Consider the following 25,560-nt stretch of genomic DNA (forward strand, 5'->3'; position numbering starts at 1 on the left):
CGCTTACAGCGGCTTTTGCCACAGGCTCAGCAGCAGATCCTGCTCCAGCGCGTCCGGCCCCTGGTGGGTGAAGGCGTGGCGCTGCTCGCCGCTGGCACGCCAGCCGAGGCGGCTGGTCTCCAGAATGTGCTCGCGCAGGCCCTGATCCATCTGCATGCTGAACTGGCAGCGTAGCTGACCCATGGGGTCGAGGCCGGCCAGGCTCGGCCAGCTCAGCGGGTGCTCCATGCTGACCGGGTTGAGGCTGACCCTCAGCTGCCACTGGTGGCGTGGCCCCGGCTGCAGGTAGAGCAGATAGCCGCCCGGTGCCAGCCAGTTGACCAGCAGCTCGGTCTTGACCTTGAGATCGTTGACCAGCAGCAGCTGGGCCGTGCCCGGCATGATGGGGGCACGGGCCGGATCGGCGATGACGAACTGACCCTCCGGCTGCGCTTTGTTGGCGGCGAAGATGGTGTTCTTGGCGATGTCGACGCCGGCAAACTGCCAGCCCGGCAGCCGTTCGGCCAGGGCGCGGCAGTAGTAACCCTCGCCACAGCCCAGGTGGATCAGCTCGCGTGGTTCGAGGGGGGCGAGCAGGCTGGCCATCGCCTCGACCAGCGGCAGTTGGTGGCCCTGCTCCAGGAAGTGACGCTTGGCGCGCATCAGGGCGCGGCTGTCGCTGTCCTTGGGATTCTTCTTGCCGGGGATGAGATCAAGATAGCCTTCCGGGGCGGGATCGAAGTGGTGCTTGTTGGCGCAGTAGCGCCCCTTGGAGGCGTCATGCAGTTGAAGGGGGCTGCGGCAAATGGGGCATTGAAGGTGCATAGGATCTCTCTTGGCGAAAGCCGTGCTGGCAGGGGCGTTCGGGATTATAGGGGAGGCGATCAGAAAAGGCTGCCGTGGCAGCCTTCTTTATCCGGCGGCCCAGTGCGGGGCCGCCAGTAGCGGGGATCAGCGGGTGCCGAACACCACTATGGTCTTGCCGTGGGCGGAGATCAGCTCCTGCTCTTCGAGCATCTTGAGGATCCGGCCGACGGTCTCGCGGGAGCAGCCGACGATCTGGCCTATCTCCTGACGGGTGATCTTGATCTGCATGCCGTCCGGGTGTGTCATGGCATCCGGCTGTTTGGCCAGGTTCAGCAGGGTCTGGGCGATCCGGCCGGTCACGTCCAGAAAGGCGAGGTTGCCGACCTTCTGGCTGGTGTGCTGCAGCCGCTTGGCCATCTGGCCGGAGAGGCGCATCAGGATTTCCGGGTTGACCTGGATCAGCTGGCGGAACTTCTTGTAGGAGATCTCGGCCACTTCGCAGGAGCCTTTGGCACGCACCCAGGCGGAACGCTCGGGATTCTCGTTCTCCTCGAACATGCCCATCTCGCCCAGGAAGTCGCCCTGGTTCAGATAGGAGAGGATCATCTCCTTGCCTTCATCGTCCTTGATCAAGACGGCCACAGTGCCCTTGACGATGTAGTAGAGGGTTTCCGCCTTCTCACCCGCGTGGATCAGGGTGCTCTTGGCGGGATACTTATGAATGTGGCAGTGCGACAAGAACCATTCCAGGGTGGGATCGCTTTGCGGTTTGCCAATGACCATGAGAATTCCTCTGTAGTGTCTTTTTATGGACTCGTGCGTCCGGGCAAGCTGCCAACCTTGCCATTCCTTGTATTAGTCGCAGTAGGATAAGAGCCTTTGTCTGTGCTGACAAGGCTTTGAGGGCTTTTGCCAGCTCCCCTTGCAACCCCTGCTGCGCTCCGTTCGCCATTGTAAGGAAGCTGGGGGCATCAGATGTTGATTTTGATCTAGTTAGCCCGGAAGTTCGTGAAAATGGCGGATATGTGCCGCTGTCGCGCCGTCTGGGGTATGCTATGTCGGTCAGATCTGTCGTCATCAAGAGGAAAAGTGAAATGAAAGCCAAGGTCAGCTGGGTGGAAGGCATGAAGTTTGTGGGCGAGAGTGAGTCCGGTCACCAGGTGATCCTGGACGGCGCCAACCCCGGCGAGGGTGCCAGCCCGATGGAGATGATCCTGCTGGCGGTGGGTGGTTGCAGCTCAATTGATGTGGTCTCCATTCTGGAGAAGGCGCGTCAATCCGTGACCGCCTGTCATGTGGAGCTGGCCGGAGAGCGGGCTGACTCGGTACCGCGGGTGTTCGAGAAGATCCACCTCAACTTCGTGGTGACCGGCAAGGGGCTGGCCGAGAAACAGGTGGCCCGCGCGGTGGATCTGTCGATGGAAAAATATTGTTCAGTTTCCCTGATGTTGGAAAAAGCGGTAGAAATTACCCATAGTTATCAAATTGTTGAAGCCTGATAGCCGTGATTATTCCGATCGAATAACGCCATGACATAAGGAAAGTGCAATGAAAAAAATGATAGTGTTGCTCCCCCTGCTGGGACTGGCGGCCTGCAGCATGCCGCAGCCGACCCAATACCAGTTCAGCCAGTACCAGTGTGGTGAAGAGATGCTGGCCGTGACCTATGACGCCCAGGCCGACATGGTGCAGTTCCCCTATGCCGGCGTCTACCACAAGCTGGGCCGGGTCGAGGCGGAGTCCGGTGCCAAGTATTCCGACGGTGTCACCACCTTCTGGAACCAGGAGAAGCAGGCCATCCTCAGCCAGAAAGGGGTAACCCTGCTGACTTGCCAGCGCAAGTAACTGTCATGGTGTGATCGCAACGGCCTGCTTGATGCAGGCCGTTTTGCATTCAAAGGAAGGGATCAGCGGGTGGGCAGGGAGTCGAGCATCTTGGCGGCCAGCTGCCGGCTCAGCTGCTGGCGATCCCCTTCGGCGATGGCCACGTCGCTGGCCAGGGAGATGGCGCTGCTCCACACCGCCTGCTGGGTACGCCGGTCGAGCAGCACGATGGCCAGGGTTCCCTTGCGGGCATCGGCCTTGGCCTGCAGCCCCGGCGTCATGCCAAGGCGGGCGAAGATCTCGCCGTCGCTCAGATCCTTGCTGCCGGCCACCCCGATGGCGACCCAGAGGTCGGCCTCGTCGAGGGGCACGCTCTGCCACCCCTTGCTGCCCAGCGCCTGGTTGACCGCCTGCTGGACCGGCTCCAGCCAGCCCTCGGCGCTGTCGCCGGCATACTGGAACTGCTCGGCCAGCGCATAGCGCGGTGTCGCCCCGAACGGCCAGCTGGCCGCCGGGCGCACCACCATGGTGCCCGCCTCCAGGGTCGGTGCAGCGGGGCCGCTGCTGCAGCCGCCCAGCAGGGCGGCCAATCCCACAGAGATAAATGCTAACCGCATCGTCAGCTCCTTGGCTCAGGTGATCTTGCCGGTTTCGAGCAGCTGCTGGATCAGCGGGCGCAGGATCAGCTCCATTGCGAAGCCCATCTTGCCGCCCGGCACCACTATGGTGTTCATCCGCGACATGAAGGACCCGTCGATCATCGACAACAGGTAGGGGAAGTCCACCTGCTTGATGCCGCGAAACCGTATCACCAGCATACTCTCGTCCAGGCTCGGGATCACCTTGGCGCTGAAGGGGTTGGAGGTGTCCACCGTCGGCACCCGCTGGAAGTTGATGTGGGTGCGGGAGAACTGGGGGGTGATGAAGTTGATGTAATCATCCATGGAGCGGACGATGGAGTCGGTTACCGCCTCGCGGGAATGGCCGCGCTCCGAGGTGTCGCGAATGAGCTTCTGGATCCACTCCAGGTTGACGATGGGCACCACCCCGATGAGAAAGTCCACGTGGCGGGCCACGTTGTGTTCCTCGGTGACCACGCCGCCGTGCAGCCCCTCGTAGAACAGCAGGTCGGTGTCGTTTGGCAGGTTTTGCCAGGGGGTGAAGGTGCCCGGCATCTGGTTGAAGGGCACCGCCTCGTCGAAGCTGTGCAGGTAGCGCCGATACTGGCCGCTACCGTTCTGGCCGTACTCCTGGAAGAAGCTCTCCAGCAGGCCGAAGTCATTCGCCTCGGGTCCGAAATAGCTGATGTGGCGCCCCTGTTCGCGCGCCTTGCGGATCGCCACGTCCATTTCCGGGCGGGTGTAGCGGTGAAAACTGTCCCCTTCCACCACGGCCGCCTGATATCCGAGCTGATGAAACATGGAGCGAAAGGCGATGGTGGAGGTGGAGGTGCCGGCACCGGACGAACCGGTAACCGCAATGATGGGATGCTTGGCCGACATAGAATTCTCTCTTCCTTGGGAGTTTCCGTTATAAGGGCATGTTCCGAGTACGGTCAAGTGTGCGGTCTGACAGTACCGCCGCGCAACTGCTTCGCTGGCGTGCCAGCATCGGCGGCAGACGAAAAAAGGGCTGCCATGGCAGCCCTTGCGACAAACAAGAGAAAAACTAGTCTGCCTGCTTGTTGCCGGCAGCAGGCTTGATCCCCACCAGCACGGCCCCCAGCAGGATAAACAGCACCCCGAGCGCCTTGCCCGGCTCCAGCGGCTCGGCGAAGAGCGGGATGTTGACCGCCAGCAGGTAGACCAGCGCATAGCTGGTGCTGAGCAGGGGGTAGGCGATGTTGAGCGGGGTGGAGTGCAGCGCCGCCAGCCAGCAGAGCAGCGACAGGGCATAGCAGCCGATGCCGGCCAGGATCACCAGCAGCGGCAGCGGATGGGCCAGCATCAGGGCGAGATCCGGCTGCCAGGCCGGCAGCTGGATCGCCCCCCACTTCATGCCGAGCTGGGCCACCGTCACCAGCACTATGCTGCCGAGCACGTAGAGATACCCCTTCAGCGCCTGCTGATGGCCGCCGCTCATAGCAAACCTCCCAGCAGCAGGGCGCCCACTATGATGGCGCCCACCCCCAGCCAGTTTTGGTAGCTGATCTGCTCGTGAAAGAACAGTCTGGAGCCCACCAGCACCAGCACCAGATTGATGCTGAGCATGGGGTAGGCCATGCCGAGCGGCAGCCGCTGCAGCAGGTAGATCCACAGCAGCATGCCGCTGCCGAGGGCCGCCACGCTGGCGATGAGCCAGGGGGAGCGCAGCTTCTGCCAGTGGTTGCAGGGGCGGCGCTGCCAGCTGATGACCGCCTGCTTTTGCAGCATCTGGCCGCTGCAGGTCAGCAGACACACCAGCAACAGCAGCAGCATGTCCATCACTGGGCCCCGTGGTAGATGAGCAGGGTCAGCCGGTGGCTGACGATGGTCTCGTCGGCAGGGGGCACGGGCCCGGTGTTGCCGTTACGATCCGTCTTCATCAGCAGGGCCACCTGGCCATTCTTGCGCGCCTGTGCCAGCCAGGCCGGGAAGTCGGCGCGGGCCACGTAGCGCCCCGCTGCATCCGGGTAGCCGAGGCCGTAATGGACCTCGCCCTTGCTGTCGAACAGGTTGATCTCGCTGCGCCGGGTGCCCCAGGCGAGGGAGGAGGCCAGCCCGACGTCGTTGGCCAGCAGGGTACCTGACTTCATCAGTACGGCCTGATTGGCCTCGATGAAGCGCTCCGGCAGCTTGGAGTCGATCAGCGATTGCGGCAGCGCCCAGGGCAGGCCGATGGCCAGCACCATGGGACAGAGCGCACTCAGGGTCCAACGCTGGCTGATGGCCTTGAGCTGAACGAAACCGAGCAGACTCCAGCCGGCGAAGATGATCATGGCCACCGCCAGCGCACCGTGATCCTCCTCGCCGTAGACGGCATGGCGGGGGGAGAAGGCCAGCACCGCCAGCACGATCAGGCAGATGAGGCCGAACAGGCCGTTCAGCCAGGCGTTGACCTTGAAGGCCCGCTCTTTCCCCTCCTTGAGCAGGTCGACGGCGCTGGCGGCCATCAGCATGGCCAGCGGGGCGAAGCAGGGCAGTATGTAGGTGAGCAGCTTGCCCTTGGCCACGCTGAAGAAGAGGAAGGGCAACACCACCCAGGCCAGCAGGTAGAGGGTCTCCGGGTTTATCTTGCGCTCCTGCCAGCCCTTGCGCAGGGCGCCGGGCAGCAGGCCGAGCCAGGGCAGGGTGCCGAGCAGCCCCATGGGCAGGTAGTACCAGAACGGCGCCTTGTGCTGGGCGTTGTCGGCGGCGAAGCGCTGGATGTGCTCAATCCAGAAGAAGTAGTGCCAGTAGTCCGGCTCGCGCAGGTGCACGGCGATGGCCCAGGGGGCTGCCAGCAGGGCCGCACTCAGGATGGCCAGCGGCCCGAAGCGCACCAGCTCGAGCAGGCGGCGCTGATAGATGACGTAGGGCACTATGACCACCACGGGCACTGCCAGGGCGATGAAGCCCTTGGTGAGAAAGCCCATGCCGCAGGCGAGGCCGAACAGCAGATAGCCGCCGACCCTGCTGGCAAGGGAGCCCTCCTTGCGGATGATGTAGAAGCTCACCATGGCGGCGTTGAGCCAGAGGGTCACCATGGCGTCCAGTACGCTGTAGGTGCCGATGCCGTAGACGATCAGCAGCGACAGATAGATGAGCCCGGCGAGGAAGGCCTTGCGCCGGCACTGCCAAAGCTGCAGGGCGAACCAGAAGACTAGCACGGCACTGAGGCCGGTGGCGGCGGCCGAGGCGAAGCGCACGGCGAAGTTGGTGTCACCGAACAGCTGCTGGCTGATGCTGTTGAACCAGTAGCCGGCGATGGGCTTCTCGAAGTAGCGCAGGCCCAGGAAGTGGGGGACGACCCAGTCTCCGGTGCTCACCATCTCCCGGCTTATTTCGGCGTAGCGGTTTTCGTCCGGACTCCAGAGCGGCCGCTGGTCGAGCGGCAGCAGGTAAAAGAAGAGAAAGAACAGGGGCAGGGCCCACTTGGTCAACGTCATGACATCCTCTGTTGCATGGTGTGATTAGCGCGATGGTTAGTCCTGCCACCCGAGGTGGCGTCATTTATCTCAGGCATCTCAGGCATCTCAGGCCTCGGCCTTGCAGCCGAGCCAGCCCTCCCGCCCGGGCAGGGTGCCGCGCACCAGCCGGCCGGTAGGTAAGCCGGTCGGGTCCGATGGTAACAGATCCCCGAGCGGCACGAAGCGGATGCCGCGCGCCCTGGCTTCGCCGAGCAGGGCATCGAACTGATCCGCCATCACGATCCCTTCCACTTCGGCGTGGATGGTGTAGACGTGAGGGCCCTGCACCGGCGGGGTCGCCAGCTGATCCAGCAGAAAACGGTTGAAGCCGTCGACCGTCACCTGATGGCCCACCACCTCGTCGAAGGTGGGCAGGTTGACCGGGATCTGCGGGGTGCCGGGGAGACCGTCCTGCAGCAGGGGCCGGAACAGGCCGCTGCCGCGACAGTCGCTGTTGTAGCGAAAGCCGAACAGCTCCTTGGCCTGGGTGGTGAGCGGGTCGGCCCGCCAGCCGGCGGCGGCGGAGCAGTCCACTTCGCGCCCCAGGATCTGGTTGAGCGCATCCACCCCGAGCCGAGTCTGACGAATCAGCTCGGCTTCGTCCCAGCGGCCGGTGTTGGCCTGCCAGCCGTGGTGATCCCAGGCGTGCAGCCCCACCTCGTGATGGGCGCTGTCGGTGTCGCGCATCAGGGAGCCGAGCTGCTTGCCGATGGACTTGCCGGGCCAGGCGGTGCCGGCCAGCAGGATGTCCAGCCCATAGAGGGATGCTGCGTTGGAGCGCAGCATCTTGAGCAGAAAGCGGGGTTTCAGCAGGCGCCACAAGTGGCGCCCCATGTTGTCCGGTCCGACCGAGAAGAAGAAGCTCCCCTTGACCTGATGCTTGTCGAGCAGTTGCAGCAGGCGGGGCACCCCGTCACGGGTCCCCCTGAAGGTATCGACGTCGATCCGCAGACCTACCTCAGTCATGCTCGACTCCCGTGGTGACCGCCCCTTGCAGGAAGAAGTCGAGGGTGTTGCCGATGGTCTGTTCCATCTCGATGGTCGGTTCCCAGTCCAGCAAGCGGCGGGCATTGGCGATGCTCGGCCGGCGGTGGGAGACGTCCTGATAGCCGTCGCCGTAGAAGGATTTGCTCTCCACCAGCTTGAAGCCGGCAAACGGCGGGAACCGGTCGCGCAGCGGGTGAGCCTCGAACTTGGCGAGCAGGATCTCGGCCATCTGCTGGATGCTGGCCTCGTTGTCCGGGTTGCCGATGTTGATGATCTGGCCGTCGCAGCGGTTCCCCTTGTTCTCGATGATGCGGAACAGGGCCTCGATGCCGTCCTCGATGTCGGTGAAGCAGCGCTTCTGGGCGCCACCGTCCACCAGCTGGATCGGGGTGCCGTCCACCAGGTTGAGGATCAGCTGGGTGATGGCGCGGGAGCTGCCGATGCGGGCGGAGTCCAGGCTGTCCAGACGCGGCCCCATCCAGTTGAAGGGACGGAACAGTGTGAAGTTGAGCCCCTCTTTCTTGCCGTAGGCCCAGATGACGCGGTCCAGCAGCTGCTTGGAGACCGAGTAGATCCAGCGCTGCTTGTTGATGGGGCCGACGATGAGGCGGGAGCTGTCTTCATCGAAGCTGTGATCGTCGCACATCCCGTACACCTCGGAGGTGGAGGGAAAGATGATGCGCTTGTGGTACTTCACGCAGTAGCGGACGATCTTGAGGTTCTCCTCGAAGTCGAGCTCGAACACGCGCAGCGGGTTGCGGGTGTACTCGATGGGGGTGGCGATGGCCACCAGCGGCAGGATCACGTCGCACTTCTTGATGTGGTACTCGATCCACTCGGTGTGGATGCTGATGTCCCCCTCCACGAAGTGGAAGTTGGGGTGACCGATGAAACGATCCACCGCGCTGGAGCCGATGTCGAGGCCATACACCTCGTAGCCGCCATCCTGGAGCAGGCGCTCGGTCAGGTGGTTGCCGATGAAGCCGTTGACGCCGAGGATCAGCACCCGGGTCAGCCGCGCCTTGCGCAGGGCATTGCTTGCCTTGGCGCCGATTTTCATCCCTTCCACCAGCCCCAGTTCACGGGCCAGCTGGGCGCCGCGCACATAGAGACCCCCTTCGGCCTGACCGGCCACTATCTCCAGCACCCCTTCACCGCAGGCGATGCGCAGCGGCTCCTGGCTCAGGATGGTGCCCGGCTGCTTGTCGCTCTGCTGGGCCAGCCAGTGGCTCTTCCACACCGTCAGCTTGCGATCACCGGCGAAGCTGAAGGCGCCCGGGTAGGGCTGGGTGACGGCGCGGACCAGGTTGTGCAGTTCGCGGGCCGGGCGGTGCCAGTGCAGCTCGCCATCGGCCGGGGTGCGGCGGCCATAGTAGCTGGCCTTGCTCTCATCCTGCGGGGTGAGGCGGATGTCGCCGGCGCGCAGCTTGGGCAGCTCCTGCTCCAGCAGCGCCCGGGCGGCGAGGCGCACCTTGCCGTGCAGGGTCAGCGCGGTGTCATCGTCGGCAATGGTTACCGCCTGCTGGGCGACGATGGCGCCGGCATCGGGTTTGGCGGTCATCTGGTGCAGGGTGATGCCGGTCTGGGTCTCGCCGTTGACCAGGCACCAGTTGATGGGCGCGCGGCCGCGGTAGGCGGGCAGCAGGGAGCCGTGCAGGTTGAAGGCGCCGACGGTCGGGATGTCGAGGATCGCCTGCTTGAGCATGTTGCGGTAGTAGAAGGAGAAGAGGGCCTGGGGCGCCAGCTCCTGAATGCGCTCGATCCAGAGCGGGTGGTTCACGTCCTCGGGGGAGTAGACCGGCAGGTTGTGCTCGGCGCAGAGCTGGGCGACCGAGCCGAAGAAGCGGTTCTCGCCCGGATCGTCGGCGTGGGTGAAGACGGCCTGGATCTCGTAGCCTGCCTCGAGCAGGGCCTCGATGCCGGTGCAACCGATATCGTGATAAGCAAAGACGACGACTTTCATTGTTCAGCTTCCTGTTGCGAAGGGGTGGTGGCGGTGCGCACGATCCGGTGGATGAAGTAGCGGGGACGGGCGCGCACGTCTGTGTACATGCGGCCTATGTACTCTCCCAGCAGCCCCATGCCCAGCAGCTGCACGCCGACAAAGGTGAAGAGAATGGCAAAGAGGGTGAAGACGCCATCGGCGGCCCAGTCGGCGCCCAGAATGAGGCGCATCAGGATCAGCAGGATGGAGAAGGTAAAGCCGATGCCCGCCACCACGCTGCCGACGATGCTGAGCAGACGCAGCGGGGTGGTGGTCATGCAGGTGACCAGGTCATACATCAGGTTGATGAGGTGCATCAGCCCGTATTTGGACTCGCCATGGGCCCGCTCGGCATGGCCCACTTCCAGCTCTATGGTGCGGCGGGCGAAGCTGTTGGCCAGGATGGGGATGAAGGTGCTGCGCTCCTGGCAGCAGAGCATGGCGTCGATGATGTGGCGGCGATAGGCGCGCAGCATGCAGCCGTAGTCGCTCATGTGCACGCCGGTGGCCTTTTGCACCGACTTGTTGATGAGCTTGGAGGCGGTCTTGCGAAACCAGGAGTCCTGCCGGTTGCGGCGCATGGTGCCCACCACGTCGTAGCCCTGCATGGCGGCTTCCACCAGACGCGGTATCTCCTCCGGCGGGTTCTGCAGATCCGCATCCAGGGTGATCACCAGGTCTCCCTTGGCGGTCTCGAAGCCGGCCATGATGGCGGCGTGCTGACCGTAGTTGCGGTTGAGTAGCACCCCGACCAGCTTGCTGTCCTCGCGGGCGGCGGCTTCGCTGATGAGCTCGGTGGAGCCGTCGTGGCTGCCGTCGTCGATCAGGATCACTTCGTAATCCTGCGACAACTGATCGCAGGCGGCGGTGACCCGGCTCAGCAGCACGGGCAGGCTGGCCTCCTCGTTGTAGACGGGGATGACCACCGAAACCAGCTTGATGTCAGTGTTGTTCACGTTTGGTTACTCCAATATGTCGATAAGGGCCGCGACCACGCGGTCAACGTCGGCCAGCGTCATGTCCGGGAAGAGTGGCAGGGTGCACAGGCGTGAGGAGTTCCACTCGGTATGGGGCAGGCTGAGGGTCGGGTAGCGTTCGCGGTAGTACTTCTGGGTGTGGGCTGCCCGAAAGTGCAGACCGGTGCCGATGCCGCGCTCCTGCAGCGCCTGCATCAGCTGATCCCGATCGAGGCCGCAGCGCTCGGGATCGACCCGCACCATGAACAGGTGCCAGGCGTGCAGGTGGGGGTAGCCGGGCACGGCGAGGGGGGCCAGCGGCAGACCGGCCAGCCGCTCCTGGTAGCGGGCCACCAGTTCGACCCGTCTGGCATTGAGCTCGGGCAGGCGTGCCAGCTGCACCAGGGCGATGGCGGCGTTGATGTCGGCCAGGTTGTACTTGAAGCCCGGGGTGATCACCTCCGCCTGCGGCTTGCGGCCCAGGCTCATGCGATCAAAGGCATCCACTCCCAGACCGTGGAATTTGAGCATCCGCACCTTGTCTGCCAGCGCCTTGTCGTCGGTCACCAGCATGCCCCCTTCGGCGCAGGTCATGTTCTTGATGGCGTGGAAGGAGAAGATGGCGGTGCCGCTGGCGCCGATCCAGCGCTCCCGATAACGGGTGCCGACCGCGTGGGCGGCATCTTCGATGACCGGAATGCCGTGCCGGCCGGCCAGCTCGAGGATGGGGTCCAGGTCGAGGGGGGCACCGGCATAGTGCACCGGGATGATGGCCTTGGTCCTGGCGGTGATGAGCGGGGCGATCAGCTCGGCGCTGGTCATCAGGGTATCCGGGTCCACGTCGACGAAGACTGGCTCGGCCCCCAGCAGGGTGATGATGTTGATGGTGGAGACCCAGGTCTGGGAGGGGGTGATCACCTCGTCTCCCGGGCCAATGCCCAGCGCCATCAGGGTGACGTGCATACCGGCGGTGGCGGAGCAGAGGGCGACGGCATGCTGGCAACCGAAGGTATGGCAGAATTGCTGCTCCAGTTCATGATTCTTCGGGCCCGTGGTGATCCAGCCCGATTTCAATACATCACAGACAGCACTTATCTCGGCATCGCCCATGGCTGGCCGTGAAAATGGCAGAAAATCTTGCATATGAGATCCAACAAAGAATATTAATCAGTGCCCATTAAATTGGGCTCCCCCAAACTGTTTTACTCAACATACGGATATAAAAGCGGGCCTGCAATAGTCCAGAAACAGCTGGTAACAATTAACTGGTGTGGACATCTTAGGTAGTGTGATAAATATTTATAACCCCCCAAACTCTTTGTTTTTCCAAATTACAAATTCTCTGACATTCTGGTTGTATCAATATGAACATTACTGTATTTGGAAGTGGCTACGTGGGCCTGGTTCAGGCCACCGTGCTGGCCGACGTCGGTCACCAGGTCATTTGTGTCGATGTCGATGAACAGCGGGTGGCTGCCCTGATGGACGGCCATGTCCCTATCTATGAACCCGGGCTCGACACCCTGCTGCAACGCAACATCAAAAGCGGCGCCCTGGTGTTCACCACGGATGCCGTACAGGCCGTCGAACACGGTGATGTGCAGTTTCTGGCAGTGGGGACACCACCGGGGGAAGATGGCTCCGCCGATCTCAGCCACGTGCTGACGGTGGCCGAAACCATCGCCCGGCATCGTGACCGGCCCGTCATCATAGTCAACAAGTCGACCGTGCCGGTGGGCACCGCCGACAAGGTGACCGCCAGGGTGAAGAGCATCTTGCAGCAGCGGGATCAGTCGTTCGCCTTCGACGTGGTCTCCAACCCCGAATTCCTGAAAGAGGGCTCCGCCATCCAGGATTGCCTGCGGCCGGATCGCATCGTGGTGGGCACCGCCAACGAGGCTTCCCGCCAGTTGATGCGCGAGCTCTACGAGCCGTTCAACCGCAACCATGACCGCATCCTGTTCATGGATGTGCGCAGCGCCGAGCTGACCAAGTACGCCGCCAACTGCATGCTGGCCACCAAGATAAGCTTCATCAACGAGATGGCCGGACTGGCCGAGCGGGTCGGTGCCGACATCGAGATGGTGCGCCAGGGGATAGGCTCGGATCAGCGCATCGGCTATCAGTTCATCTACCCGGGTTGTGGTTATGGCGGCTCCTGTTTTCCCAAGGATGTCAAAGCCTTGCTGGCCACGGCCCAGGAGCTGGAGTACGACACGCCGCTGATCCGGGCGGTGGAGCGGGTCAATGAATTGCAAAAATCGCGGCTCTTTCAGCTGCTGTCAGCGTTCTTCCGCTCCGAAGGGGAGACCCTGGCCGGCAAGACCATCGCCCTGTGGGGTCTGGCGTTCAAGCCCAACACCGACGACATGCGCGAGGCGCCGAGCCGGGCCCTGATGGAGGCGTTGTGGCAGGCCGGTGCGACCGTGCAGGCCTATGATCCCGAGGCGATGCAGGAGGCCCAGCAGATCTACGGCAACTGCGACAAGCTGCGTTTGATGGGTACCAAGGAGGCCGCATTGTTTGGTGCGGATGCCCTGGTGATCTGCACCGAGTGGAACCACTTCAAGGCCCCCAACTTTGCCGCCATCAAGCAGGCGTTGAAGCGACCCCTGATCGTGGATGGTCGCAATCTGTTTGATCCAGGTCGCATGAAAGATCATGGGTTCCATTATTACGCCATCGGCCGGGGCGAATCGGTAATGAAATAATATCTTGTCATATTGGGCCGCCATCAATAATCAGCTGTGTGGCGGATTAATCTGCTGGATATTGGCTGAAGCGAGATATTGCTCTCACTATTTTTATGGTGAGGGCGAGTTTTGTCATCATAATTTAATATTGTGAACCGTTTCACTTTATTTATTCTATTTTGTCGATATGGCCAGGCGCTTAATTATTGCGGTCACCCTTGTCGTTATCCGCTATCGGGGAGCGAGGGCAGGCCGCGCCAGGGGCGCAGGGTGTTTGCAGAACCGGCACGAACAAGATCTGGCAAGATGGCAGCAATGCCAGTCAACATGGCCCTGCGCAGTTGCGCAGGGCCATGTTGTTTTATCGGGGGCGGGGAGATCCGGCGGGAACTGCGCGAGAAGGGCGGTTAGGGGGCAGGCCCGCAACGGCGATGGGCAGGCTATTGCGGTAGGTCGTCCACCTGCGCCCTGTCGAGGGTCGCCTTGGGCACTATGTTCACGCTCTCGTGCAGCTCGCTGTACACGATTACCGCCACGCCCTGCTGCAGCTGCGTTCTGACATCGTCGACCTTGTCGGCCAGACTGACATCCTGTTCGCCATACTCGGTGCCTTCCTGCAGCACGAAGTGCTCGAGCAGGTTGTTGAGGGTGTCTGCATCCAGCTCTTGCCAGGGGATTATCATGGTTTCATCTTCCGTTACCAGAGAGCGGGTATTGTCTATCTGTGGTCGGCCAGCGCAAGGGATTTATCTGGCCGCCAGCCGATGAGGTGAGAGAGCGGCCGCCATGGCTACCGGCCCGTACCTTGAGTCTGCTCCTGCAGCCACTGGCTAATCCGCTCCTCCAGCCAGAATCTTGGCCGCCAGGGCGTGCCGTGCAGGAAGCCCACGTGGCCGCCCCGCCGGCTCAACTCGTAACGCACCATGGGGGAGAGCTGCTCCGCCTGCGGGATCACCGCCTCGGTCATGAAGGGATCGTCGGCGGCGTGGATCACCAGGGTGGGGATGGGGATCTGCGCCAGCATCCCCAGGCCAGAGCAGCGCTGGTAGTAGTGATCGGCGCTGTCAAAACCGTGCAGCGGCGCCGTGACCTGCTCGTCGAAGTCGCGCAGGGTGGCGATGGCGCGCACCTGCTGCGGCTGCCAGCGGGCGCTGGCCGCCGCCTGCCGCCGGATCTTCTGTTGCAGGTTGTGGCGCATGGTGCCCAGCAGATAACGCTGATAAACCCGCGAGAAGCCCTGATTGACCCGATCGGCGCAGCTGTCCAACCGCAGCGGCGCCGAGATCACCACCGCCGCCGTCAGCTCGCGCGGGCAGGCGCGCGCCAGCAGATTGACCAGCATGTTGCCCCCCAGCGAATAGCCGATGGCGATGAGCGGCTTGCCGGGAAAGCGGCGGCCGAGCTCGGCGATCACCGCCTGGGCATCCTCGATGGCACCGGAGTGATAGGCCTGCAGCAGCCGGTTTGGCTCGCCGCTGCAGCCGCGAAAGTGCATCAGCACCGCCTCGTTGCCCTGGCGTTGCAGGTGGGCGAACAGCCCCTTGGCATAGTGGGAGTGAATGCTTCCCTCCAGCCCGTGAAACAGCACGATGAGCGGTCGCTCATCCCGGCTGATCTCGCCGCTCCAGGCGAGATCGACGAAGTCGCTGTCCGCCAGCTCGAAGCGCTCGGCCACGAAGCGGGCCGGCTGGCGGCGCAGCCACTTGGGCAGGATGGTTTGCAGGTGGGGATTGCGCGCCCACCAGGGGGCGTGAAAGTGGCTTTCGATCAGCATGCTGGGTCCGGGACAGAAAAGGAAACGGCGAGCAGCCGGGCTGCTCGCCGTCGGGATCAGGCCGGCAGGCTGTCGTGGTGCTCGGCACCGCGCAGCATGGCCTGGATCAGCTCGTTGGCTTCAAACTTGGTCAGCGCCTCGTGGGCACCCACCTGGTGGGCCCGCTCCACGCTGATCTCGCTCGAGAGCGAGGTGTGCAGGATGATGTAGGCACCCGCCAGCTTGGCGTCGCTCTGCACCTCGAAGGCCAGCTCGTAGCCGTCCAGCCCCGGCATCTCGATGTCGCTCACCAGGATGTCGATGGGGGTCTTCTGGGCGGCACGGGTCTGCATCAGGGTCAGCGCATCCTTGCCGTTGGTGCACACCTCGTAGGGGATGTTGATGTAGTCCAGCGCCGCCATCAGCTGGCGGCGGGCGACCGAGGAGTCATCCACCAGCAGGATCCGCATCGGCTTGATCCGCTCCCGCTGCACGTCGGTCAGCACCGGGTAGAGGTGACTGGGGTCGTCCGGGTAGACCCGGGAGAGGATCAACTCCACGTCCAGCAGCTGGATCAGCTGGTCATTGACCCGGGTCACGCCGGTCACGAACACGTTGTGACCGAGGGAGGCGGGGGGCGGCGCTATGTCGCGCCAGTTGCATTCGGTGATCTTGTCGATGCCGCGCACCAGAAAGCCCACCAGGGTGCGGCGGCAGTCGGTGATGATGATGAAGCAGTGCGGCATCTCTTCCTGGCTGATCGGGCGATAACCCACCGCCATGGCCATGTCGATCACCGGGATGGTAGTGCCACGCATGCTGGCGGCGCCGAGCACGGTCGGGTGCGAGTGCGGCATGGCCGTCAGCTGGGTGTAGGGCACTATCTCTTTTACCTTGAGGGTGCCGATGGCGAAGGATTGCTTGGCCGAGAGATGAAACAGCAACATGCCCTGGGATTGGTTGGCCTTGCTTTTCATGGCAGATGTCCTGTGAGTCAAAACGGTATCAGTCGATTCAGGCCCCTAGCATAAAGGATTATAGGAGAAATGGCCCTTCCGTTATTAACGACCGTTTGCCGTAAAACTGGACTCATTTCATCCATTTATTGCGGCGATCCGCCCTGGTGCGAACCGCCGGGGGCCGAGCTGCGAGGGGGCGGTCAGAGCGCGAGCAGGGTCGCCAGCGGGCAGCCGAGCCACTGCTGGCAGGCGCGATCGAGGGCGCGCTCATCCTCGTAACCGAGCTTGCTCGCCACCTGGGGAGCCTTGCTGCCGCTCTTGAGCAGACGCACCGCCTGCAGCAGCTGCCACTGCGCCCGCAGGGCATCGGCCGCCAATGCCGGTTCGCTGAGACCGCGCTGCGCCAGCGCCTGCTGCCATGCCTCGTTGCCGCCAGCCTGGCCAGCGGCCAACCCCTGCCAGGCGGTCTGCAGCGCAACATCCGCCTGCGACTGGATGGGGCAGCCCTGCAGCTCGTCGAGCAGCACCTGCAGCCGGTGACCGTAGGCGCCGTGCCAGTCGCGGGGGCGCTGCCAGTCGGCCAGGCTGTCGAACAGGGGATCCAGCAGCGGGCCGGGTTGCAGCCAGCCCGCCTGGGCGGGCTGGTCGACACGCACCGAGCAGGTCAGCAGATCGTAACGGCAGCCGGCCAGCGGGCTGAACGCGGCAAGGGCATCGGCACAGAGCCAGAAGTGGCTTCCCGCCGTCAGCAGCAGCTCATGGGCGCCGAGTCGCAGCAGCGCCGCACCCCGTGCAATCCGCAGCAGTTGCCCTGCCGGTACGCGTTTGCGAACGCCGACTTGCAGATGGGGGGTGAAAAAATGCTGATGTTCGATGGCGTGATGCATGTAAAAACCCTGATATGATGCTGCCCGGAGGTAACGAAAATGGAAACCAGACGTAAAAAACGCTTCATTGCCGGAGCTGTCTGCCCGGCGTGCGGCAAAATGGACACCATGATGCTGTATATGGAGCATGGAGTCGAGAAGGTGACCTGCGTCGAGTGCGGGGACACCCAGGTGCAGACCGAGGCCGAGGTGGCCAGGGTAACCCGCGAGACCGAGCAGGTGATCGGGGTGTTTCGCCCGGAATAATGGAGGGGCAGAGCGCGGACTGTGCCCATCCCTCGGGCTGATGGCGGTCGCCGGCCTGCACGGACCACCGCGCCGCTCACTCCCATGAGTGCCGGCCAACGGGATGGCGGGCTGCTTTGCATTGCCATCCCCTGCTGGCTTTTTCATCACGACTGAGCCGGGCCCACCATATGCTTGTCTGCCTTTTTGAGGTATTCTGGGCCCGTTTTTTTCTATCCGCAGGATCCCTGACATGAAAGTAGCTCCCCTGAGCGTGGTTACGCTGGAATACACGGTCACCGACGAACACGGTGAAGTCATCGACACCACTGTCGGTAAAGAGCCTCTGGTGTATCTGCACGGTACCCGTTATCTGGTCTCCGGCCTCGAAGCCGAGCTGGAAGGGCGCAGCGTGGGCGAGGCGTTCGACGTCACCCTGACGCCGAGCCAGGCCTATGGCGAGTACGACGAGAACCTGGTGCAAGAAGTGCCGGGCGAGCTGTTCGACGGCATGGAAGTGTCTGAAGGGGATACTTTTGTGGCCGAGACCGACGAAGGTCACCGTCCGGTGACCGTGGTCGAAGTGTCCGAAGAGTTCGTCAAGGTGGATGGCAACCATCCGCTGGCCGGCGTGACCCTGGGCTTCAAGGTCGAGATCAAGGACGTGCGCGCCGCCACTGCCGAAGAGCTGGCCCACGGCCACGTGCACGGTGCCGGTGGTTGCGGTCACGATCATGGCCACGACCACGATCATGGTCACGACCATGAACACGGCGGTTGCTGCGGCGGTGGTCATCACGGCCACGATCACGGTCATGACCACGGCGACGACCATGGTCACGGCGGCTGCTGCGGTGGCGGCGGTTGCGGTGGCAAGGGCCATCAGCACTGATCTCGGCGTTGCCGATGATAAAAAACCCGCGCCTGGCGCGGGTTTTTTATGGCTGCGCACTCAGTAGTGCGGCGGCGGGGTCTCTTCGGCCATGCTGGCGATCTGGCTTGGCTGCACGCTCTGCAGCTTGTCCACCAGCAGCTGGATCCGATGCTTGAGCCGATCCAGCTCGCGCCCCTGGGTAGTGACCTCCTCGTTGAGCTGCTCCACCGTGTATTCGGCAAAGGCGAGGCGGCTTTCCAGGGTTTCGAGGCGATCGTTTAATTGCTGACTCATGGGCCTTTTGGTCCTTACTTGATAGTCCAGATTTCGGCCAGGCCGCTGGAGCTGGCACTGACAAGATGGCTATTGTCGCGCAAAGCCACGCCGTAGACCACTGCGCTCGGTGGTTTCACCTTGGGATGGGGCGAGACGCGCCAGCTCTGCAGCAGGCTGCCGTCGCTCACCTGCCACAGGGAGAGCTGGCGGGAGGGGGCGCCGGTGATGAGCCACTTGCCGTCGTTGGCAAAGCGCGCCGTGGTGTAGACCTCGAAGCGGTGGTCGAACTGCAGCCGGCTCAGCTCCTTGCCGGTTGTCAGATCCCAGATGCTGGCCTGGCGGCTGTCGGCGGTGAAGGCGAGCCGTCCGCTCGGGTCTAGCCGGGCCAGTACCACCCGGCCGGCGTGGTTGAAGCGCCACACCACCTGGCCGCTGCGGGTATCCCACAGATAGGCGCTGTAGTCGTTGCCGCCGGTGAGGGCGTAACGGCCGTTGGGGGAGATGTCGACTGTGTTGACCTGCTCGGTGTGGCCGAGGAATTGCAATCTGCGGCCGGTGCGGGTGTCCACCACCTCCGCCTTGCCGTCTTCCCGGCCGATCAGCACCTGGCGACCGTCGGCGGAGAGGGCGATGTCCCTCAGCCTGGATTCAGGAAGCGAATAGTAGCCTTGGGACTGGCCATCCTTGAGGCGCCAGATCCCGAAGGTATTCAGGCTGGCGGTCACGGCGTGGCTGTTGTCCGCCGAGAAGCGGGTAATGATGACGAAGTCGTCCGGATTGTCGGACTGGCGCCAGCGCCAGCGCTCCTTGTCCTGCTCCAGGTCCCACACTACCGTGCCCTGGCCCAGGCTGGAGACGATGGCTTGCTTGCCGTCACTGGCCAGATCGGCGCTCAGCAGCCCCTGGCTGGCGAGGGTCAGTTGCCGGTCCGGCGATGAGCTCTGTTCGCAGCCTGTCAGTATCAGGCAAACCGCGACGAGATAAATGGCACTTTTTATCATTTTTCCTGTCTCATGCTTTCGTTACCTGCGATCACGGCGTTAGTATAAGGCGCTTATCACGATAAACCTCTCATTTCACGAAGGAACCGAGAGCGGTATTTAGAGTTTTGGAGAAACTGATGAACAATTTTCTGAAGGTGTCCCTGTTGGCTGCGGCGGTTGCCGTAGGTCTGACTGCTTGCCAAAAAGACGAGAAGACTGCTGCGAATACTGCAGAGGTCAAGGCAGAAGCCAGCAAGCCGGCAGAGGCCCCCAAGGCTGAAGCCAAGAGCTTTGAAGAGCAATCCGGCTATGCAATTGGCCTCTCCATGGGTCGTTATATCGCCAATACCCTGGAGCGCCAGCAGGAGCTCGGCATCAAGCTGGACAATGCCGTGATCCTGAAGGGCGTCACCGACGGTCTGGGCAAAGAAGCCAAGATGACCGACGAGGATATCCAGAAGGTTCTGCAGCAATACGATGCCAAGATCAACGAGCTGACCAAGGCCAAGGCTGACAAGGATGCGGTGGAAAACCTGAAGAAGGGTGAAGAGTACTTGGCCGCCAACGCCAAGAAAGAGGGCGTGAAGAGCACCGAATCCGGCCTGCAATACCAGGTCGAGAAGATGGGGACCGGCGCCAAGCCGAAGGCCACCGACATCGTCAAGGTACACTACACCGGTACCCTGACCGACGGCACCAAGTTTGACAGCTCCGTCGATCGCGGCGAGCCGGCCACCTTCCCGCTCAACCAGGTGATCCCGGGTTGGACCGAAGGCGTGCAGCTGATGCCGGTCGGTTCCAAGTTCAAGTTCTTCCTGCCGTCCAAGCTGGCCTATGGCGAGCACGGTGCAGGCTCCATTCCGGCCAACGCCGTGCTGGTGTTCGACGTTGAGCTGCTGGCCATCGAGAAGCCGGCTGCCGATGGTGAGAACGCCAAGAAGTAAACGGCCCGCGTTGAAAAAAACGGCTCCTTAGGGAGCCGTTTTTGCTTGTATATCCTGCCGAATGGCGGGATAAAAGAGAGAGTCGCCAACTGTGCTAAGATGGCGAAATAGACAACAAAATCAATTGCAAGGATGGCGCCGTGGCGGAAAGCAAACCCCGAGTCCTGCTGGTGGAAGATACCCGCAGTCTGGCAGTGGTCTATGAACAGTATCTGGCCCAGGATGGCTATGAGGTGCTGCGGGCCGACTGTGGCCAGCAGGCCCTGGCCCAGCTGCTGAGCAGCCCGCCCCCCGTGGTGCTGCTGGATCTCGAGCTGCCCGACATGTCCGGCATGGACATTCTGCAGCAGATCACCGAACAGCAGCTGCCCTGCTCTGTGGTGGTGATCACCGCCCACGGCTCGGTGGACGTGGCGGTGGAGGCGATGCGGCTCGGTGCCTTCGACTTTCTGACCAAGCCGTTTGACGGCAAGCGGCTGTGCGCCACCGTTCGCAACGCCTTCAAGCACCAGCAACTCAGCTCGCTGGTGGCCCAGTACCGGGAGAACTTCGAGCGCAGCTCGTTTGCTGGTTTCATCGGCGCCTCCATGCCGATGCAGGCGGTCTATCGCATCATAGAGAGCGCGGCGCCGAGCAAGGCGACCGTGTTCATCACCGGCGAGAGCGGCACCGGCAAGGAGGTGTGCGCCGAGGCCATCCACCAGTGCAGCCCGCGTCGGGAGCAACCCTTCATCGCCCTCAACTGCGCCGCCATCCCCCACGACCTGATGGAGAGCGAGATCTTCGGTCACGTGAAGGGGTCGTTCACCGGCGCCCAGGGGGATCGCAAGGGGGCGGCCAGCCTGGCTGACGGCGGCACCCTGTTCCTCGACGAGATCTGCGAGATGGATCTCGACCTGCAGAGCAAGCTGCTGCGCTTCATCCAGACCGGCACCCTGCAGCGGGTTGGCAGCGGCAAGCTGGAGACGGTGGACGTGCGCTTCGTCTGCGCCACCAACCGGGATCCCCTGGTGGAGGTAAAAGCAGGGCGTTTTCGCGAGGATCTCTACTACCGGCTGCACGTGATCCCGCTGAGCCTGCCGCCGCTGCGCGAGCGGGGCGAGGACATACTGCTGCTGGCGCGCAACCTGTTGCAGAGTTACGCCAAGGAAGAGAGCAAGCGTTTCAAGGATTTCGATGCCGAGGCGGCGCGGGTGCTGCTCGACTACCCCTGGCCCGGCAACGTGCGCGAGCTGCAGAACGTGGTGCGCAACATAGTGGTGCTCAACGACCGCGAGCTGGTGAGCCCTGACATCTTGCCGCCGCCCCTCAACGGCAGCCGGGGGGGCCTGCCGCTGGCGGTATCCGCACCGGCGCCGGTCGGCAGCACCGAGCCTGTGGTGTCCAATGCCCCGATCCGCCCGCTCTGGCTGGTGGAAAAAGAGACCATAGAGCAGGCCATCGCCAGCTGTGACGGCAATATTCCCAAGGCGGCGGCCCTGCTGGAGATCAGCCCCTCCACCATCTATCGCAAGAAACAGAGCTGGGAGGAGGCGAGCCTGGTCTGACGTCCTGGGGCTACCCCCTCGGGGGATGAAGCATGCGGGGCGGCCCATTGGCCGCCCCGCTGCGTTTTTGACGATGGTTGACTAGAGCTTGCCCAGCGCCTTGAGCCTGGCCAGCCGCTCGGCCTCGTTGGCCTTGAGCCAACGATCCTGCGACAGCAGAAACCAGGCACGGGCGAAGTATTCGGCGGCGGCCGGATCATCCAGCGCCAGCGCATTCTCCCCCAGCTCTTCGAACACATAGCCATCCTCGGGCGCACCGGCGGCGGCCATGTCGTCCTTCAGCTGGGTCAGCTCGGCCCGGGCCTGCTCGTGTTGTCCCTGGGCCCGGCTCAGGCGGGCCAGACTCCAGCGGGCGATAAAGGCCTTGGCCTGATTGTTGTGCTGCTCGTGCCAGGCCAGGCATTTTTGCTGACATTGGCGGGCCTCTTCCAGCCGGCCCAGTTCGAACAGGGTCCAGCCCTGATTGTTGTAGAGGGTGGCGAGCCAGCCGCGCACCTTTGGATCCGGACTGCGCTCCGCCAGCTCCATCGCCAGCTGATGCCAGCGGCTCTGCTCCTCCAGCGGGGCGGCGATGGCCACCATGTGGGCCGCATCGATGGCGAGATAGAGCTCCTTGTGCTTGAGCCCAAGCTGCCACGCCTGTTCAAACAGCGTCCTGGCGCTGGCCTTGTCGCCGGCGGAGTTGAAGGTGCGGCCGCGCTCCAGCAGGGCGCGCAGGCGGGCCCGCGGGGTCGCTTCGGTGAGGCGGGGCTCTATCTCGTCGAGCAGCTGGTGCGCCTCGGCAAACTGGCGTTGCAGCGAATGGGTGCGGGCTATCTGGGTGAGCAGCTCCAGCTCGTATTGCAGGTCGGCGGCGGCGCGCGCCTCGGGCAGCAGAGCATGAAAACGCAGGGCGGTGGCGGCGGGGTCCTTGTAATCCCACTGCGCCATGAAATCGGGCGGATTGTCCATCTGGCCTCCTTGCTGGCGATCCTTTCACCAAGATGCCTGCAAGCCATTGTTTGTACAAGGGGCCCTCGTCACAGAGCGCCCCTTGAGTAATGGCAACGGCTGCGGCCAGCCGGTCAGTAGACCATGGCCAGGCTCATCAGCATCAGGCCGAGGGCGGCGAAGGCTCCCTCCTTGATGGCGAGGCGCGGCACCAGTGCCTTGGGCAGAGCCGGAAACAGGCTGAGGGCAAAGCCGAGCCCCGGCATCAGCCAGTGGAAGGCCGGGTTGCGCAGGCTCGGGTCTGCCGCACCATTGATGATGATGAGCAGAATGAAGAGGGTGAAGGCGGGCAGGATGAACCAGCGGGCGCTGCCGGCCGCGACCGCTCGCAGCGGCGAGATGCGATAGAGCAGCAGGGTCACGATAAACAGCACCAGGGGGGCCAACAGGTAGAGGGGAGCCGGGTTCATAACGGGTATCCTGAAAAAGGGGGGTAAACAGCAGTGGCGGGATTTAATCAGCCCGCAGCCGGGATGACCAGCCACAAGGGCCCGGGCTGTGAAGAAGATCCCAGGCAAAGGTTTGCCGGCGGCGTCTCAGCGCAGCCAGTACCAGGCGGCAAAGCCGAGCCAGCTCAATACCAGCAGCAGCCAGGGCAGGGGATGCTGGCGGGTCACTTCCACCAGTTCGACGATGTCGTCCTGCTCCTCATCCTGCTGCGCTGGGTGAGACTGTTTGGCCTTGGCCTGCAGTTTTTTCTGGCGATTGGCCTCGCGGGCCCGCGCCTTCATCTGCTTCTTGTATTCGTCTATGCCTTTCTGGATCCCCTGGGCGATCAGCTGGGTCTGCTCCTTGGTCTGTCCCGGTTTCTGGTTGGCACGGGCAATGTTCATCGCCTCCTGCTGGGTCTCGGGGGAAATCTTGTCGTACTTCGCCATCAAAGGGTCTCCTCGGCATCGATTGGCGGGGAGTATGCCATAAAAACGGCGCCCTCAGGCGCCGTTGCAACAGCTTGTGAGCCGGATCAGGGCTTGTAGTAGGTCACGGTCGCATAGGGCAGCGGATTGAGGGTGCCCTGGGACTCGGCGTACTCCATGAACATCTCGTTCTCGCCCACGCCGGAGTCGACGTAGTCACCCTTGTTGGGCAGCTCTTCGCGCTTGAGCAGACCGCTGTAGCCATCCTTGCCGGAAGCGATGTAGGTGTTGGCACCAACGCGGTAGACCTTCTCGTCATCCAGCGGCAGCCACTGGCCGTTGGCGTCCAGCATCTCCAGCTTGGTGATGCGGGAGCCCTTGGCCAGCTTGCCGTCGTAGGTGTAGCTCAGGTGGCCGACGTAGGGGAAGGCACCGCTGGAGGCGGCGATCCCGGTCTCCAGACCGATGGAGTAGTCAACGGCATACTCCAGGGTGGCACGCACGTCCTTGCCCTTGAGGTTGAAGGCGGCGATCTTGTTGCCAAACGGCAGCAGGGTCCCCATCACGTAACCGACCGAGAGCGGGCCCGCGTTCACGTCGGCACGCACGCCACCGGCGTTCTGGATGGTGAAGTCCACCTTGGTGTTGAGCTTGTTGAGCTTCCAGTAGAGCGACTCGGCCACCAGGGGATCGATGAGGCCGGCGCCGTCCGGGGTGGTCGGTACGCGCACGTGGGGCAGCTTGGTCGGCACGTCGGCGATGATCTTGGCCTCGAGCTCGGCCACGGCCGGCTTGTACTCGGTGTCGATCACGTCGCGCATGGCGGTGTCTTCCGGCACGATCTCGATGACCGGGGACTTGCTGATGAAGTCGACCACGTTGGTCTGCTCGGTGCCGCTCAGCGGAACCTTCTTCTTGGCCACTTCCTTGGTGAAGTCGTCGCCGGTCATCAGGGTGTTGCGCCCTTCACACTTGGTGAGCTCGCCTTCCTTGCTCAGGGAGACGTTGACCAGGCCGTAGCCCTTGGCCCATTCACCGGCCTGCACGATACAGGTCTTGCCACCGTCCGGGTTGTTGACGATCTGGGCATAGGTGTTGTCGTCGGCCGGGTTCTGGTTGTGGGCGGTGTAGCCGATGCTGTTGAGCTCGGTGATGTCGCCGAGGAAGGTCTGGGAGTGACCGCCGACGATCAGGTCGATGCCGTTGACGGCCCTGGCGACCGCCTGGTCATTTTGCAGGCCGATATGGGTGACCATGATGATCTTGTTGGCACCCTTGGACTTGAGGGTATCGACCATTTTCTGGGCGGTCTCAATCATCGGCAGGAATTGGGTGTCTTTGTCCGGTGAGGAAATATCATGCATATTTTCCAGCACCAGTCCGAAAATACCTACGCTCTCGCCATTGACTTCCTTAATGACATATTCGTGAATATTCTCGCTGTCCTTCAGGGTGGCGCTACTGGATTTCACCATATTGGAAGCCAATACCGGGAAATTCACCCGTGAGACGAAGTCTTTAATTGCCTGGTTGCCCAGATCGAATTCATGGTTTCCGAGCACCATGGCATCGATACCCATGTCGGAGAGCAGTCGGGACTCCTCTTCCCCCTTGAACTGGGTGAAGTAGAGGGTGCCCTGGAAGGCGTCACCACCGTTGAGCACCATGAAGTTGCGGCCTTCGCTGGCCGCCTGGCTGCGCAGCTCGTCCAGCTTGAACTTCAGGCGCGGATAGCCGCCCAGCTTGGCGTTGAACTTGAACAGCTCCTGCCCGCTCGGCTGGATCGCCAGGGCATTTTCGGTCGGGTCGAGGTGGGCGTGGGTATCATTGATGTGGGCAATGGTCAGATCCAGCGGAATATGTTCCTTGCTGCTGTTTTCTGAATTGCAGGCGGTCAGCCCGAACAGGGTAATAGAGACGGTGACGGCCAGTAGCGTCTTCTTCATCG

The 25,560-nt window shown here is 62.9% G+C and carries 28 protein-coding genes; 7 read left to right on the forward strand and 21 right to left on the reverse strand.

Annotation, left to right across the window (positions count from 1 at the left end; translation table 11 throughout):
* Positions 1-3 precede the first annotated feature (3 nt).
* Together ACB033_RS14095 and crp are read right to left on the reverse strand one after the other, a co-directional pair.
* The gene (locus ACB033_RS14095) at positions 4-804 is read right to left on the reverse strand and encodes a putative RNA methyltransferase (protein WP_005304051.1); all 801 of its coding nucleotides are present in this window, start codon (positions 802-804) and stop codon (positions 4-6) included.
* Positions 805-930: 126 nt separating this feature from the next.
* Positions 931-1,569: a cAMP-activated global transcriptional regulator CRP gene (gene crp / locus ACB033_RS14100; protein WP_005304048.1), complete on the reverse strand. Its 639-nt coding sequence runs from the start codon at positions 1,567-1,569 to the stop codon at positions 931-933.
* Positions 1,570-1,880: 311 nt separating this feature from the next.
* Here crp and ACB033_RS14105 point away from each other — a divergent pair, with 311 nt between their 5' ends.
* Both ACB033_RS14105 and ACB033_RS14110 read left to right on the forward strand, forming a co-directional pair.
* On the forward strand, positions 1,881-2,285 hold the full coding sequence (locus ACB033_RS14105) for an OsmC family protein (protein WP_005304045.1): 405 nt from the start codon (positions 1,881-1,883) through the stop codon (positions 2,283-2,285).
* Positions 2,286-2,334: 49 nt separating this feature from the next.
* On the forward strand, positions 2,335-2,631 hold the full coding sequence (locus ACB033_RS14110; RefSeq protein ID WP_017763891.1) for an MliC family protein: 297 nt from the start codon (positions 2,335-2,337) through the stop codon (positions 2,629-2,631).
* A gap of 62 nt (positions 2,632-2,693) precedes the next feature.
* On the opposite strand, the gene ACB033_RS14115 is transcribed toward ACB033_RS14110, so the two are convergent.
* The 9 genes from ACB033_RS14115 to arnB all read right to left on the reverse strand — a co-directional run bounded on the left by ACB033_RS14115 (position 2,694) and on the right by arnB (position 11,767).
* Complete coding sequence (locus ACB033_RS14115; protein WP_010634906.1) at positions 2,694-3,227, reverse strand: DUF4136 domain-containing protein; 534 nt, start codon at positions 3,225-3,227, stop codon at positions 2,694-2,696.
* A 15-nt stretch (positions 3,228-3,242) separates the two neighbouring features.
* Complete coding sequence (locus ACB033_RS14120; protein WP_019840217.1) at positions 3,243-4,112, reverse strand: phosphoribulokinase; 870 nt, start codon at positions 4,110-4,112, stop codon at positions 3,243-3,245.
* Between the two features lie 166 nt (positions 4,113-4,278).
* Positions 4,279-4,692, reverse strand: a complete 414-nt coding sequence (arnF, locus tag ACB033_RS14125) for a 4-amino-4-deoxy-L-arabinose-phosphoundecaprenol flippase subunit ArnF (protein ID WP_017779161.1) — start codon at positions 4,690-4,692, stop codon at positions 4,279-4,281.
* Positions 4,689-5,033, reverse strand: coding sequence for an EamA family transporter (locus ACB033_RS14130; RefSeq protein WP_139725272.1), 345 nt, complete (start codon positions 5,031-5,033; stop codon positions 4,689-4,691). Before ACB033_RS14130 ends, arnF begins: the two co-directional genes overlap by 4 nt.
* Positions 5,033-6,676 (reverse strand): lipid IV(A) 4-amino-4-deoxy-L-arabinosyltransferase, encoded by a 1,644-nt coding sequence (gene arnT, locus ACB033_RS14135; RefSeq protein WP_139725274.1) that lies wholly within the window; start codon positions 6,674-6,676, stop codon positions 5,033-5,035. Before arnT ends, ACB033_RS14130 begins: the two co-directional genes overlap by 1 nt.
* An 87-nt stretch (positions 6,677-6,763) precedes the next feature.
* Complete coding sequence (arnD, locus tag ACB033_RS14140) at positions 6,764-7,663, reverse strand: 4-deoxy-4-formamido-L-arabinose-phosphoundecaprenol deformylase (protein WP_139725276.1); 900 nt, start codon at positions 7,661-7,663, stop codon at positions 6,764-6,766.
* Positions 7,656-9,647, reverse strand: coding sequence for a bifunctional UDP-4-amino-4-deoxy-L-arabinose formyltransferase/UDP-glucuronic acid oxidase ArnA (gene arnA / locus ACB033_RS14145; protein ID WP_139725278.1), 1,992 nt, complete (start codon positions 9,645-9,647; stop codon positions 7,656-7,658). The genes arnD and arnA overlap by 8 nt, the downstream gene beginning before the upstream one ends.
* Complete coding sequence (gene arnC / locus ACB033_RS14150; protein WP_025202153.1) at positions 9,644-10,624, reverse strand: undecaprenyl-phosphate 4-deoxy-4-formamido-L-arabinose transferase; 981 nt, start codon at positions 10,622-10,624, stop codon at positions 9,644-9,646. Before arnC ends, arnA begins: the two co-directional genes overlap by 4 nt.
* A 6-nt stretch (positions 10,625-10,630) precedes the next feature.
* Positions 10,631-11,767, reverse strand: a complete 1,137-nt coding sequence (arnB, locus tag ACB033_RS14155) for a UDP-4-amino-4-deoxy-L-arabinose aminotransferase (protein ID WP_139725280.1) — start codon at positions 11,765-11,767, stop codon at positions 10,631-10,633.
* A gap of 221 nt (positions 11,768-11,988) precedes the next feature.
* On the opposite strand from arnB, the gene ACB033_RS14160 reads away from it, so the two are divergent.
* Entirely contained in the window at positions 11,989-13,335 is a 1,347-nt protein-coding gene (locus ACB033_RS14160) for a UDP-glucose/GDP-mannose dehydrogenase family protein (protein WP_010634898.1), read from the forward strand.
* 422 nt (positions 13,336-13,757) lie between these two features.
* Here the strand turns inward: ACB033_RS14160 and ACB033_RS14165 are convergent, their stop codons facing one another.
* From ACB033_RS14165 to ACB033_RS14180, 4 genes are all read right to left on the reverse strand, one after another.
* Complete coding sequence (locus tag ACB033_RS14165; protein WP_017779166.1) at positions 13,758-14,000, reverse strand: YheU family protein; 243 nt, start codon at positions 13,998-14,000, stop codon at positions 13,758-13,760.
* 107 nt (positions 14,001-14,107) lie between these two features.
* The gene (locus tag ACB033_RS14170) at positions 14,108-15,091 is read right to left on the reverse strand and encodes a hydrolase (RefSeq protein ID WP_024943057.1); all 984 of its coding nucleotides are present in this window, start codon (positions 15,089-15,091) and stop codon (positions 14,108-14,110) included.
* A 56-nt stretch (positions 15,092-15,147) separates the two neighbouring features.
* Complete coding sequence (locus ACB033_RS14175; RefSeq protein ID WP_005304001.1) at positions 15,148-16,047, reverse strand: chemotaxis protein; 900 nt, start codon at positions 16,045-16,047, stop codon at positions 15,148-15,150.
* A gap of 182 nt (positions 16,048-16,229) precedes the next feature.
* Entirely contained in the window at positions 16,230-16,916 is a 687-nt protein-coding gene (locus ACB033_RS14180; protein ID WP_139398212.1) for a hypothetical protein, read from the reverse strand.
* Positions 16,917-16,955: 39 nt separating this feature from the next.
* On the opposite strand from ACB033_RS14180, the gene ACB033_RS14185 reads away from it, so the two are divergent.
* Entirely contained in the window at positions 16,956-17,162 is a 207-nt protein-coding gene (locus ACB033_RS14185) for a YheV family putative zinc ribbon protein (protein ID WP_005303994.1), read from the forward strand.
* Between the two features lie 232 nt (positions 17,163-17,394).
* Positions 17,395-18,033, forward strand: a complete 639-nt coding sequence (locus ACB033_RS14190) for a peptidylprolyl isomerase (protein WP_005303992.1) — start codon at positions 17,395-17,397, stop codon at positions 18,031-18,033.
* Between the two features lie 60 nt (positions 18,034-18,093).
* On the opposite strand, the gene ACB033_RS14195 is transcribed toward ACB033_RS14190, so the two are convergent.
* Together ACB033_RS14195 and ACB033_RS14200 are read right to left on the reverse strand one after the other, a co-directional pair.
* Positions 18,094-18,309 (reverse strand): SlyX family protein, encoded by a 216-nt coding sequence (locus ACB033_RS14195; protein ID WP_005303987.1) that lies wholly within the window; start codon positions 18,307-18,309, stop codon positions 18,094-18,096.
* Between the two features lie 14 nt (positions 18,310-18,323).
* On the reverse strand, positions 18,324-19,292 hold the full coding sequence (locus ACB033_RS14200) for a WD40 repeat domain-containing protein (protein WP_017784365.1): 969 nt from the start codon (positions 19,290-19,292) through the stop codon (positions 18,324-18,326).
* A gap of 119 nt (positions 19,293-19,411) precedes the next feature.
* Here ACB033_RS14200 and fkpA point away from each other — a divergent pair, with 119 nt between their 5' ends.
* Together fkpA and ACB033_RS14210 are read left to right on the forward strand one after the other, a co-directional pair.
* On the forward strand, positions 19,412-20,218 hold the full coding sequence (fkpA, locus tag ACB033_RS14205; protein ID WP_005303977.1) for an FKBP-type peptidyl-prolyl cis-trans isomerase: 807 nt from the start codon (positions 19,412-19,414) through the stop codon (positions 20,216-20,218).
* Between the two features lie 140 nt (positions 20,219-20,358).
* Positions 20,359-21,765, forward strand: a complete 1,407-nt coding sequence (locus ACB033_RS14210) for a sigma-54 dependent transcriptional regulator (protein WP_042009157.1) — start codon at positions 20,359-20,361, stop codon at positions 21,763-21,765.
* Between the two features lie 81 nt (positions 21,766-21,846).
* On the opposite strand, the gene ACB033_RS14215 is transcribed toward ACB033_RS14210, so the two are convergent.
* The 4 genes from ACB033_RS14215 to ACB033_RS14230 all read right to left on the reverse strand — a co-directional run bounded on the left by ACB033_RS14215 (position 21,847) and on the right by ACB033_RS14230 (position 25,558).
* Positions 21,847-22,716 (reverse strand): tetratricopeptide repeat protein, encoded by an 870-nt coding sequence (locus tag ACB033_RS14215; protein ID WP_139725281.1) that lies wholly within the window; start codon positions 22,714-22,716, stop codon positions 21,847-21,849.
* 113 nt (positions 22,717-22,829) lie between these two features.
* Positions 22,830-23,165, reverse strand: coding sequence for a hypothetical protein (locus ACB033_RS14220; RefSeq protein ID WP_005303968.1), 336 nt, complete (start codon positions 23,163-23,165; stop codon positions 22,830-22,832).
* Between the two features lie 126 nt (positions 23,166-23,291).
* The gene (locus tag ACB033_RS14225; protein WP_139725283.1) at positions 23,292-23,633 is read right to left on the reverse strand and encodes a DUF2956 domain-containing protein; all 342 of its coding nucleotides are present in this window, start codon (positions 23,631-23,633) and stop codon (positions 23,292-23,294) included.
* An 86-nt stretch (positions 23,634-23,719) separates the two neighbouring features.
* Complete coding sequence (locus ACB033_RS14230) at positions 23,720-25,558, reverse strand: bifunctional UDP-sugar hydrolase/5'-nucleotidase (RefSeq protein ID WP_005303962.1); 1,839 nt, start codon at positions 25,556-25,558, stop codon at positions 23,720-23,722.
* Between the last annotated feature and the right edge of the window lie 2 nt (positions 25,559-25,560).

It is taken from the genome of Aeromonas sp. S15(2024), from assembly GCF_041402265.1.
In the GTDB taxonomy this organism is placed as follows: Bacteria; Pseudomonadota; Gammaproteobacteria; order Enterobacterales; family Aeromonadaceae; genus Aeromonas; species Aeromonas dhakensis.